Source organism: Nocardia sp. NPDC049190 (assembly GCF_040648115.1).
Classification (GTDB): domain Bacteria; phylum Actinomycetota; class Actinomycetes; order Mycobacteriales; family Mycobacteriaceae; genus Nocardia.
The window spans coordinates 1-10,664 of sequence record NZ_JBEZDE010000078.1; the positions used below are offsets into that span (position 1 = coordinate 1).

A 10,664-nucleotide genomic window follows, 5' to 3' on the forward strand; every position below is an offset into this window, starting at 1 on the left:
CCCTGAACGCCTTCGAGATCACCTTCGACGGCCGCCTGTCCGCCGGACGAAAGTAACCACAAATCAACCGATTACACCGTTAATTTGACAGTCCCTGATCGGCCTGGACGGCAGAGTACTACGGGCTGGCGGTGGAGCAGATGCGGCGCGAGGGGCGGCGCATCGATGACGAGGTCCTGGCCCACATCAGCCCGGCGCACAGCGGCAACATCAATTTCTGCGGCGCGATCGAAGTCGACATCGACGCGAACTTGCCCAGTTCGGCCCGACCGGCATTCGTCCGCTGCGGATTCGCGACACCTTGTTCTGACCGCGGCGCGGGTGTAGCGCTACTATCCGCCAATCGAACCGACACTGCGCGCGGTTGTCCATCGGTACCACGTAGAGATAGCTTGATTACAGCCTGTGATGGGGTTGGCTGAGGAGGACGTTGCGGGTCTCGGCGTCGGGGTCGGCGAATGCCAGCAGGGCGTGAGCTTCTTCGGTGATGGTGGCCGCGTCCTCGAGGGAGGATGGCCGGTTGTAGAGGCGGATGGTGATTGTCGCGGATCCGTTGTCGCGGTTGATCGTCCAGTCGCCCGCGGTGAATCCGTCGACCAGCAGGATCTGCGGCGCGGGCCGTTGGGTTCGGTAGCCCTGTCTACCGTGCTCGTCGGTGATCAGCCGGGTGCGGTCCGCGTGGGACAGCAATACATTGTCGAAGTCGTACAGAAACCTCGGAGGCGCCGGGGTGTCGGCGTCCGGGCGTGCAGCGTCGGGTAGGTCGAACAGCTCCTGGCCGTGTTGATCCTGAAAGATCATCAAACTCGGTCGTATTCGGTCGACAACTTCGCGCAGCCTGGTGAGTCCGGACCACATCTGCATATCTTTCACGCTGGCGGGGCCGAAAGCGGCCAGGTAGCGCAGGATCATTCGCTCGAGCGAAGAGGTCATGACGTGGTCTGCGCCGAGCCACGCGTCGGCGGTGGTGTGCGCGATCGGCCCGCTGCGGCCCCAGACGCCACGTGGTGGCACTTGCACCAAGGGCACCTGATTGCGGATGGCGTAGACCAGTGAGGTGGGCGCGCGGCCGGGCCATCGTTGGCCTAGTTGGGTGCCGAGTTGCTTGTTGGTCAACGGTTTCGGGGTGAGCAGTTCGATACCGTCGGCGACCAGCTTCGCCATGTCGATACCCTCGATGGGTTTGCCGTGCGTGTGGTTGTGGTAGAGATCACGATCCAAGACGGGTTGGATCAGCGGGCGTAGCGCGCGGGCGTCGTCGGGGGTGACCAGGTGAATCGTCGAACGCATCAAAGCAATCCGAATCAATCTGCGATTGGTGAGCAGCGCGGCAGCCCGTTCGGGGACGAAACTCGCCAGCCGTGACCACAATCCGACATACCAGGTGTGTGGGGTCTGGGCTTGGAGGCCGACCAATTGCTGCACCGCGTCGATGACGGGCAGGTCGGAGCGGCGCAGCAGCAGCTGCCGCTCGAGGGTGGCGCGATTGAGCGCCCGGCGACTGAGTATCTGCGTCATCTGCAGACCCTTTCGACAAGGGTTGGTGGCGCCGCAGCGCCGCCACCAACCGCGGATGATGTTCGGTGATCACCTCAGTTCGGTCTCCAGAGGCAGTTCGTCGGCCCAGCGAGCGCGCGCCAGCCGATTCTGTAGATCGTCGAGCTCCGCCTGCGGGATGTCGATGAGGAAGGGCGTGATCGCGGTGCTCTTGGAGGTCATAACCTGGACGATAAAGGACTTTTAGGAAGAATTCATTCCTAAAGAAGTGGCAGACTACATCCGGTATCCGGCGTCGGTGCGGATCGCGACCGGTACACCCCGCCGCATTCGAGCTTGCGCACCTGCGCAACGGAGTAGCCGGCTCGTCGCGCGACATCGATGGTGCGCAAATCCAGTGAATGTCGACTTTTCACTTGCTCACCTCTATGTTTTCCGATCTAAGTCCACACAAGCACTTCAATGTAACGCTGGAATGTATGAGCATCGACGAGATCATCGCGTTCATCGAATCCCTGGGCGGAGTGCTGACCCTTCGGCCTCAGCCCGGCGACGGTTCGCCCGAGATCGCGTGGGGCGACACGTCTTCTACTACGCCCCCGACGGCACGACACAGACCAGGGGCCAACCGTTCGCGACCATCGTGACCAAGGACTACCCCGGTGACGAGAGTTCCCGTCTCAACCGACCCGGTGTGTTCCGTCTCAACATCGGCGCAGGTAAGCAGGCTTTCCATAGATGGACAGGCCGTAACCCCGGTGGTGTTGCCAACGCCGACACCGACCCGAGTATCGCCGACGCGGTGTTCGTGCATCCCGTCTACGGCAACGCCGCCTGGCTGGCAGTGGTCAACCCGGGAACGCTCACCGAGGAACCGATCCGGGAGTTACTCCACATAGCCCATGGCCGTGCCCGCGCGCACTACCGACACCGCAGCGAATCACATCAGCGCCCAACGCGCCTCGAGACCCGGGCACGGCGGCGAGGTCCGGGGTTGAGGAACATAGGAACAGCCCGAGACCGTAACGTGCGCGTCGGTCGGGGTGGGGCTGTTGTATGGGCCGCGCCAGGTGCGGGGCACGTGCCAGTTCCTCGGCGGTGAGGGTGATCGATCGTATGATGTGGTCCGGATTCGCTTTCACATGCACAAGCTCCTGGATTGCCTCACGCACGCGGTCCAGGTCTTGCAGCGCGCGATCGAGTTCCCTGCTCAGCTGGGCAGAGGCGGCTTTCTGATCAGGTGGTGGGGCTGGTGTCCTGTTTTGCTGCCATCCGGTGCGCAGTCCTTCGAATTTGCGGCGCGCGGTGATTGCCTGACCGAGCACTCTGCGTTCGAGCTCGGCTCGGCTGAGCCGATCGACCCGGGTCAGCTGCAGCTCGGCTGCGACGGCGAGTAGCCCCGCGCGGTCCAGGTGTTGCGTGCGCAGGTATGTGGCGCCGTCGGCTTCGTTGTCGATCTCGCGCAGGCGCGCGGCCACAGCCGTGGCGGCGTGGAATGGTTTCTCGCTCATCAGGTCTGCGCCGGTTGAGTCGCTGCTGCGTGGTCGGGTGCTTCGTCCTCGGCGATGGAGCGGTAGAGAGTGGCGCGGGAGACACCGAACGCGCGGGCGACCTGGTCGAGGGGTTGTTCGGCCGGGAGGGCCGCGCGGGCGGCGGCGAGCTGTTGTTGTCGAGCTTGCGGGGCCTCCCGGGTCGGGCGTCCTTCGCCGCGGCGACCTCACGGGCGTGAGCGGCGCGTTCGTGCATGAATACCCGCTCCATGTGCGCGAACAGCGCCAGCAGCGCGACGGCCATCGGGGACTGGTTGGAGGTGGCGATCGGGATCGGGTCCTTGAGGGTTGTGACCCCGACACCGTGCTCGCGCAGTTCGTGCACGATGGTGAGGCACTCGCGCAGGTTGCGGCCGTACCGGTCGAGGTTGGTAGCCACGATCCGGTCACCCTCGCGCAGCATCTGCTGCAGACGACCCCACCCGGGGCGGTCCATGGTCGCGCCGGTTTACGGTCGGTGTAGGTCCGCTCATCCGGAATGCCGTACTCACGCAAGGCTACGATCTGCCGTTCGAGGTCCTGGTGGGTGGTCGACACTCGGGCGTATCCGAACTCCATCACCGAGCCTCGCGGGACGCGCAGGTCGCGAAGGTAAAGGTGGGCGTGTGCTCGGCGGGAAGCACAGTGACGAGGTGCGCGGGATGCAGACCAAGATTCGCCGATAGTGATGCCTGTTCCGACACGAAGGATGAGGCGTGCTCGGCCCTCGAGCCGTGATTCGGTCAGCGACGTGAGCGGTCCCGCGATGACGGCCGTCTCGGTTTTCACGGTGACGGTCCGGCCGATGTGGTCGTCGGTGAGGGCGCCGACGTGGATTTCGTAGCCGTCGTCAACGAGGTCGGATACCCCCTCAGTATGGGGAGGTCTTCACCTCGGGCAGTATCACGGTTCCTTCTACTGATTGTGGTTGCGGTTGCGCCGTTCTTGCTCCCATAGGGCGCCATCGAGCAGTTTCGTACCGAGGACCACATCGAGGATGTGGTCCGGAGCGCGGTAGAGCCCGAGTCGTCCCGGGCCCGGGATTGGGTATCGAACGGTTGGGCGCTGCCGAGGATCCAGTGAAATGTGCCGTGTCCTGAAATCCCCGGGGGTCGTAGTAGCCGGCGGTGGGTGGACGTCGAGCACCTCGGCCGTTCCGAGGAACCCACCGGGGCTTGCCTTCGCAGAGTCGAAGTCGAAGATCCTCAGCGTCCGAGACGAATCGGCGGCCGCCGGTACCCAGGTGCGCCCGGCACGGATCACCAGACGTCCGCGGTAGGCCGTGGACCAACTGCGGTTCTCCACCGACTTGTGCCCGGCGACGACCAGGTCCGCCCACGGTGCCGCACGCTCAGGACCCGCAGATCCGGGCGCGGCAGCGCGGCGGTCACCGCAGGCGCAGTGCGCGGTTCAGCACTCGCGCGGTCTCGGGCAGGCCTGCCACCCGCAGTGCGATGACGAGCGCGTCGTCGGTGAGTTCGTTGCGGAAGAGAGCGCCCTCGATGAGGGCCAGCCTTCCAGCCTCGACGTCGCTTTCTATACGAGTCTCCCCATATGAGGGGGTCTCATAATTGTACTCTGTTACAGAGTTTTGCGACGCAGTTTCGAGATAAGACTATGAGGCTTGCTGACGTGGGATTACATTCCGCCGCACGAGGTCGCAGGGCTGTCTCGAGACCCTTGGTGTCGAGACAGGAACTCCGTTACGACCGCGCCGCAAAGGGGTTGCGGTCTTGCAGCTTCGGTCGACATGCTGACCTGCCCGACAATCGAGATTGATTCTCGACGCGGGATCAGGAAGGCGTTGGCGGTGGGGACCGGTTCGCGGGGTATCTGTGGCCGCGGCCGTGTCAACGGAACGCCAATCCGGACCATCTGACGGAAGTTCAATATGGACCACCTGGCCGGTTGGTTGGTGGTTTCAGTCTTCAGTTGTGCCGGCGGTGGGGACGCGGCCGAGGTCGCGGTCCTTGAGCCGGTAGTTGTCGCCTTTCAATGCGATGACCTCGGCATGGTGGACGAGGCGGTCGATCATGGCCGTAGCGACGACATCGTCGCCGAAGACCTCGCCCCATCGGCCGGAGACTTTGTTGCTGGTCACGATGAGTGAGGCGCGTTCGTAGCGGGAGGAGACGAGCTGGAAGAACAGGTTGGCGGCTTCGTTCTCGAACGGGATGTAGCCGACCTCGTCGACCACGAGCAGCGGGTAGCGGCCGAGTTTGGTCAGCTCGGCCTGTAAGCGGCCGGTGTGGTGGGCTTCGGCGAGGCGGGACACCCATTCGGCGGCGGTGGCGAACGCGACCCGGTGTCCGGCCTGACAGGCTCGGATCGCCAACCCGATGGCGAGGTGGGTTTTGCCGGTTCCGGGTGGGCCCAGGAACACCACGTTCTCTTTCGCGGTGACGAAATCCAAGGTGCCCAAGTGCGCGATCGTGTCGCGTTTGAGGCCGCGGGCGTGACCGAAGTCGAACTCCTCCAAGGATTTGCGGTGCGGGAACCGGGCCGAGCGGATGCGTCCTTCACCGCCGTGGGATTCGCGTGCGGAGACCTCGCGTTGCAGGCAGGCGACGAGGAACTCTTCGTGGGTCCAGTTCTCGGCGCGGGCGCGTTCGGGCAGCCGTCTGGCGGCTTCGCGCAGCGACGGCGCTTTCAATGCTCGGGTGAGGAAGCTCAGCTCCGCAGCGAAATCGCGGGTCGTAGTGGAGGTTTTCGGGATGGTCCTTGTTCGGCCGGGCATCACGCCACCCCGCCTTCGATGCCGAGTGCAGTGTCGTAGTCGGTCAGGGCGCGTTGCTCGACCTCGGGTTCCGGTGCCGGTCGCAGGACACCGATCCGGCCGCGCCGCAACGCTTTCGCTGCCTCGATATGGGCGGGGTCGGACAGCGTTTGATGCCATGCCCAGATCCGTTCGTGATCGGCGACGACCCGGCCACCGGAGAACACCCGGACCCGGTCCAGGTCGGCGACGATCTCGATCCGGCGGCCGATCACCGCTGGATGCACCGAGTAGTCGCCTGGAATCCAGGCGGACATAGTGATCGCGCGGCAGCCGCGCCGATCGCCGCCACCCGGTCTCCGGCGCGATCGGCGGCAATGCGAGCATCGCTTGACGGTCCGCGGTGATCCGATCGATGGGTGCGCAACCCAGCGCGCGGCGGGGTCGATGGTTGACCAACTCCAGCCAGTCGCCGAGCTGGGCGTTGAAGTCGGCAGGACTGCTGAACGATCGTCCGGGCGGAAATGACCGTTCCAGGTAGTCATGAGCCCGTTCGATCATGCCTTTGGCCTCCGGATCGGCGGGTTTGCAGACGAGTACTTTCGCGCCGAGGTTCCTCGGAACGCTTGGCATTCGGTCGTGAGTTCGCTGCGGCCAGCCCGCCAGCGGCCGATCGCGCCTTCTCCGTCCCAGACCAGAACCTTCGGCACCGAGCCGAGCCGGTGGATATGGGTCCACCACCCGGCGAAGAGGTCTTCGGCACGCCGGGTCGGGATCAGCATCGCCATCAACCAGCGTGAATAACCCGCCACCATCGTCAGGACGGGCAGGTGTTTCGGGCCCCGGACCTGCCCGAACCCGACCGGCAACTCGATCGGCGGGAACCAGAAATCGCATTGGGCGATCTCACCGGTGACATAGGTCGTCCGCGACGCCGGATCCGGCGGCAGATACGCCGGTCGCAGCTCGGCGACCCGGCCCGACAACGTCCGGACCGACCGTGTCCAGCCGATCCGCTCCGCGATCACCGTCGACGGCATCGTCGGATACATCTTCAGCAGCTCCCGGATCTGCGGCTCGAACGCGTCCACGACCGACCCCTTCGCCGGACGCTCGTACTTCGGTGGCCTGTCCGAGGCCAGGGCCCGCTTCACAGTGTTGCGGGATATACCCCTCATCCGAGCAATCACCTGGATCGACACACCCTCTGACCTGCTCAAACGACGAATCTCAGCCCAATCCTCCACAGCAAGCATCCCTTCGGTCCTCCCTGGCTCGGATATGAGCCAGGGTCACCGACCAGATGGTCCATTTTGAGTTGCCGCGCAGTGATCAGTTTTCACGTTCCGCCGACAGGCCGCAGCATTCACTGCTGTGGGAGCTTAATCCGCGCCTGGCTTGGTGGTGGTGGCAGGTAGGTCGCGTAGTGCGTTACGAGCCCTACGGCTCCCGATCGAAGAGGGTGCCGCGACGAACTCCTGCTCGATCACCCTTTGGCATCTCTATCAGCGGGGTTGACCCGTCGGGAAGGTCGGCTGCCTGATCTGTCATCAGTGCCGCATGGGCTGCATCGGCGATCTCGATGTGCATAAGAACCTGTGGGGCAACGGCATTGCCACCGGGGGTACTGGCCCGCCTTCGCCGCCAGCTGCCGGGCTACAGACCAGCCGTCATGACCTCACCGCGAAATCATTCTGGCTGCTGATCGCCGAGCGCACCCGATGAGGGCTGCACCGACGCCGCTGCCGGGTATGTGTGCAACCATATGGCCCGGTTGTGGTCCAGCGGGCCGACGTTCGTGGCATTGCCGTCCGGATTGCGTGCAAAGGAATCGAGTCCAGTGATCGCCTCGGCCGGCAGCGGTGGGGTCATCGAGCGCGCAATGTCGTGGCTGACCCGGTTACCACCGGCTCAACATCCGATACAAGCGCAAAGGCATCCACTTCTGCGCCTTTCTGGCACTGGCCGCAGCAATCACCTGCTTCAAGCAGTTGAACACAGGCCAGAGCAGCCCAATGAGACGCGCCGCATAATTTCCAGGACTGTCGCCGGATTCATCCAAGTAAAAATGTGTGCAGCGGTGCTATTTTTAGTCACTTTTAAAGTGATATCAATTGGAAGTATCGCGGTCGAAAAACGGCTGAGAATGAAGGCGTCTTGTGTACCTGATGCGGGCGTTCGCATCTCGGATGCGCTTGCAGGCGGGATTCCACGTGGGCATCAGTAGGGCGGTGAGCGATGCGTGGAGGAGATTTAGCGATCATCTGTCAGGAAGGATCAGAGTAGCCGGTGGGGCTGCATCGGAAATGTCCCGAGCAGCCAGTAGCGCCCGTAAATGAAGCGGCTCCATGCCACGGATTCCGCCGCGCCCGGTCGGCGCTGCGGTTCGACGAGGGTCACGAGGTGAACATCAAGCGTGTGCACCGACTATGGCGGTCGGAGGGTTTGCAGGTGCGAGCGCTCACCCGCGTAAACGCGCCGGTTTCTCTTCGATTCCGCCGGTCGAAGCGGATTCGCCGAAGGCGGTGTGGGCGCTGGATTTCCAGTTCGCCGCGTCCTGTTCACAGATCCGTTCACGGATCGGCATGGAAAGCTCCAGGTAAGGAAAGTTTGCGAGGGAGACGATTCAGTAAGGCGCCCCAGATCTACGCCTATTGGCGGGACGATCAGCGCGGCAGCGGCAGAACGATCGCAGATTCACTCTTGAGTATGTGAATTGTCAGATGTAGGCTGCTGAAACCGATCTCCGCGTGTGCTTGGAAGCGACGCGAGTGGTAGTAGAGCGTCGTCGGCACCAATGGAGGCCATAAAGATGCCCGGGTGGGAATTGACTGTTGATCGTGACACATGCATAGGTTCAGGTTTGTGTGTCGGAGCAACGGAAGGTGTGTTCGAACTGGTTGAGGGCCGCTCACGCCCGATATCGCCCCAGTGTTCCGCCGACGAAGCTGTCTTGTTGGCAGCCGAGAGCTGTCCGGCAGGTGCCATTCGAGTCGTGGAATCATCATCGGGTCGGACACTTTTTACTGATACGGAGTCCTGAATGTCTGACTCGATTTCCCGAATAAGTTGTTCCACAGGCGATTTGGGCGACGCGCAGCTGGATTTTCCGTTTCCGAGACAGCCAGGACTCGACGTCGAGCCAGAATACGAGCGATTACGAAGAGAGGCGCCGATCGTTCCAGTGCGACTTACCGACGGCGCCGCATGGTTGGTGACACGCTACGAGGACATTCGGGCTATCCTGACAGACCATCGTTTCAGCCGATCAAAAGCCTTCGCACCTGGTAGACCGAGGTTTATCGCCCTCCAGGTTCGGGATGAGAGCGTGCCGCTGGAAGATGCAACGATCCTGACCATGGATCCGCCCCACCATTCACGAATACGCGCAATCGTGGCACGCGAGTTCACCATTCGTCGGGTCGAGCAGCTGCGTAAGCGAGCCGAGAAGACTCTGGCAGGATTGTTCGACGACCTGCAGGCAGGCCCGCAGCCCGCGGATCTCGTGTCCGAGATCGCGCTACGGCTACCGATCCTCGTCGCTGGGGACCTTCTGGGTGTCTCGGAATCCGACAGAAAAACCTACCGTGACTGGGTCCTACCGCTGCTCGACCTCAACTCCGACAACGCGGATCAAGGGCTGATCGCGGCAGTCAACCTGGCCGCTTATGTTCGCGAGCTAGTAGAGCAACGTAAGCGGAATCCTACAGATGATCTACTCGGCGCACTGGTGAGAGCGAATGACGACGAGGACAGGCTAACCGACGACGAATTGGTCGCCTTCGGGATGATTCTGCTGCTCGCAGGATTTGAGACAGTCGCCGATCAGATGTCGATCGCGGTGTATTTGCTTCTCACGAAAGACGGTCAGTACCGTCGGCTGTGCAACCACCCCGAGCTGGTGTCCACCGCGGTCGAGGAAATCGTGCGATACGCACCGGTGACCGCAGGGATCCTCATGCCGTATGTGGCGAAGGTCGATGTGGAGATCGGCGGCGTGACCATCCGCGCGGACGACACTGTAGTGTTGTCGAACATCTCCGCGAATCGGGACTCGTCCGTGTTCGTAGATCCGGACGAATTCGACCTGGCCCGAACACCCAATCCCCACTTCGGATTCGCGCATGGCACCCACCATTGTCTTGGCGCGCAGCTGGCCCGCATGCAACTGCAGGTCTTCTTGACCATGCTTCCCCAACGACTGCCCGAGCTGTCACTGGCAGTCCCGCCCGATGACGTGCGATGGAAGCGAGGAATGTTCTCCCGCGGTCCAGAAGAACTACCGATCACCTGGTAGTGAAATTGAACCGCTGGCATAGCGGCCGATCGGATGTATGTAGCTGTCTGCCAAGAAGCTTTAGGGTTCGAATACGAGAACAGATGCGCCTGTCTTCGTGCTCATCGCCTACCGTAGGCGAGAACCCGACCAACGCGGTGGACGCAAATCCAACAACAACGGTCTGTCCGCCGAGTGCGACTGTTGTCGCAAGAACAGGGTCACTCAAAGCGTGTATGCCCTGGGAACGCTCACATGTGGAGTGTGCGGAGGTGAGTTCTGACAGCACCCCGTAGTGGCCCTGGAGCAGGATGTCGAGTGCTTGTGAGGAGTCCGACACAAGCGAACGGGGCCTGTGGTTCGAACCTGCCACAGCCGGACGCGGTTCATTTGGTGAGCCGCTCGGCAGGCTGTCTGGCCGGACTGCGGGGGAGCGATCGGTTACGCGGTAACACTTTTCGCACTGTCGCAGAACTCGGAAGGCGAGATATATTCGTCGGAGCCCGGCAGGGTGGGGATCAGCTGTACGCCAGCGACTGTACGCCGAGTGCTGGGCTGTCTCGGGGTTCTGTCCGCTGAGTTGTGAGATTCCAATCCGTTCGATGGAAGGATCTCCGCTCGTGCCGATGATGTACTCACCGCAGTT

Annotated in this window: 8 protein-coding genes and 7 pseudogenes; 6 read left to right on the forward strand and 9 right to left on the reverse strand. The window is 62.8% G+C overall.

The window, feature by feature from the left end; translation table 11 throughout:
• Positions 1-101: 101 nt before the first annotated feature.
• Positions 102-310 (forward strand): annotated as a pseudogene (locus AB0B25_RS31205) (Tn3 family transposase); the annotation flags it as partial.
• 86 nt (positions 311-396) lie between these two features.
• Here the strand turns inward: AB0B25_RS31205 and AB0B25_RS31210 are convergent.
• On the reverse strand, positions 397-1,518 hold the full coding sequence (locus AB0B25_RS31210) for a winged helix DNA-binding domain-containing protein (RefSeq protein WP_357187214.1): 1,122 nt from the start codon (positions 1,516-1,518) through the stop codon (positions 397-399).
• Between the two features lie 69 nt (positions 1,519-1,587).
• The gene (locus AB0B25_RS31215; RefSeq protein ID WP_357187216.1) at positions 1,588-1,719 is read right to left on the reverse strand and encodes an epoxide hydrolase N-terminal domain-containing protein; all 132 of its coding nucleotides are present in this window, start codon (positions 1,717-1,719) and stop codon (positions 1,588-1,590) included.
• A 253-nt stretch (positions 1,720-1,972) separates the two neighbouring features.
• Here AB0B25_RS31215 and AB0B25_RS31220 point away from each other — a divergent pair, with 253 nt between their 5' ends.
• The gene (locus AB0B25_RS31220; protein ID WP_357187219.1) at positions 1,973-2,599 is read left to right on the forward strand and encodes a DUF6194 family protein; all 627 of its coding nucleotides are present in this window, start codon (positions 1,973-1,975) and stop codon (positions 2,597-2,599) included.
• A 408-nt stretch (positions 2,600-3,007) separates the two neighbouring features.
• Here AB0B25_RS31220 and AB0B25_RS31225 read toward each other — a convergent pair.
• The 6 genes and pseudogenes from AB0B25_RS31225 to istA all read right to left on the reverse strand — a co-directional run.
• Positions 3,008-3,097: pseudogene (locus AB0B25_RS31225) on the reverse strand (hypothetical protein); the annotation flags it as partial.
• A gap of 158 nt (positions 3,098-3,255) precedes the next feature.
• Positions 3,256-3,483: pseudogene (locus tag AB0B25_RS31230) on the reverse strand (recombinase family protein); the annotation flags it as partial.
• A gap of 62 nt (positions 3,484-3,545) precedes the next feature.
• Positions 3,546-3,605: pseudogene (locus AB0B25_RS31235) on the reverse strand (hypothetical protein); the annotation flags it as partial.
• A gap of 336 nt (positions 3,606-3,941) precedes the next feature.
• Positions 3,942-4,358: pseudogene (locus AB0B25_RS31240) on the reverse strand (hypothetical protein); the annotation flags it as partial.
• Positions 4,359-4,947: 589 nt separating this feature from the next.
• Positions 4,948-5,763, reverse strand: a complete 816-nt coding sequence (gene istB, locus AB0B25_RS31245; RefSeq protein ID WP_357187222.1) for an IS21-like element helper ATPase IstB — start codon at positions 5,761-5,763, stop codon at positions 4,948-4,950.
• Positions 5,763-6,998, reverse strand: a pseudogene (gene istA, locus AB0B25_RS31250) (IS21 family transposase). The gene istB and the pseudogene istA overlap by 1 nt, the downstream one beginning before the upstream one ends.
• A gap of 304 nt (positions 6,999-7,302) precedes the next feature.
• Between istA and AB0B25_RS31255 the strand changes: the two are divergent.
• Entirely contained in the window at positions 7,303-7,467 is a 165-nt protein-coding gene (locus AB0B25_RS31255; protein WP_357187225.1) for a hypothetical protein, read from the forward strand.
• 552 nt (positions 7,468-8,019) lie between these two features.
• Here the strand turns inward: AB0B25_RS31255 and AB0B25_RS31260 are convergent.
• A complete protein-coding gene (locus tag AB0B25_RS31260; protein WP_357187233.1) occupies positions 8,020-8,142 on the reverse strand; it encodes a hypothetical protein in 123 nt (40 codons plus the stop codon).
• Between AB0B25_RS31260 and AB0B25_RS31265 the strand changes: the two are divergent.
• The 3 genes and pseudogenes from AB0B25_RS31265 to AB0B25_RS31275 all read left to right on the forward strand — a co-directional run.
• A pseudogene (locus AB0B25_RS31265) lies at positions 8,098-8,211 on the forward strand (IS3 family transposase); the annotation flags it as partial. The gene AB0B25_RS31260 and the pseudogene AB0B25_RS31265 sit on opposite strands and share 45 nt — an antisense overlap.
• A 343-nt stretch (positions 8,212-8,554) precedes the next feature.
• Positions 8,555-8,785 carry a ferredoxin gene (locus AB0B25_RS31270; protein ID WP_357187227.1) on the forward strand — a complete coding sequence of 77 codons (231 nt, stop codon included), beginning with the start codon at positions 8,555-8,557 and terminating at the stop codon, positions 8,783-8,785.
• Between the two features lie 351 nt (positions 8,786-9,136).
• Positions 9,137-10,039 (forward strand): cytochrome P450, encoded by a 903-nt coding sequence (locus tag AB0B25_RS31275; protein WP_357187230.1) that lies wholly within the window; start codon positions 9,137-9,139, stop codon positions 10,037-10,039.
• The last annotated feature ends 625 nt before the right edge of the window (positions 10,040-10,664 follow it).

Bases quoted from the DNA above. Each gene is read 5' to 3' on its own strand.
- AB0B25_RS31255 (WP_357187225.1), top strand. From the start codon at position 7,303: ATGGGCTGCATCGGCGATCTCGATGTGCATAAGAACCTGTGGGGCAAC.
- istB (WP_357187222.1), bottom strand. From the start codon at position 5,763: ATGCCCGGCCGAACAAGGACCATCCCGAAAACCTCCACTACGACCCGC.
- AB0B25_RS31215 (WP_357187216.1), bottom strand. From the start codon at position 1,719: ATGACCTCCAAGAGCACCGCGATCACGCCCTTCCTCATCGACATCCCG.
- AB0B25_RS31270 (WP_357187227.1), top strand. From the start codon at position 8,555: ATGCCCGGGTGGGAATTGACTGTTGATCGTGACACATGCATAGGTTCA.
- AB0B25_RS31210 (WP_357187214.1), bottom strand. From the start codon at position 1,518: ATGACGCAGATACTCAGTCGCCGGGCGCTCAATCGCGCCACCCTCGAG.
- AB0B25_RS31220 (WP_357187219.1), top strand. From the start codon at position 1,973: ATGTATGAGCATCGACGAGATCATCGCGTTCATCGAATCCCTGGGCGG.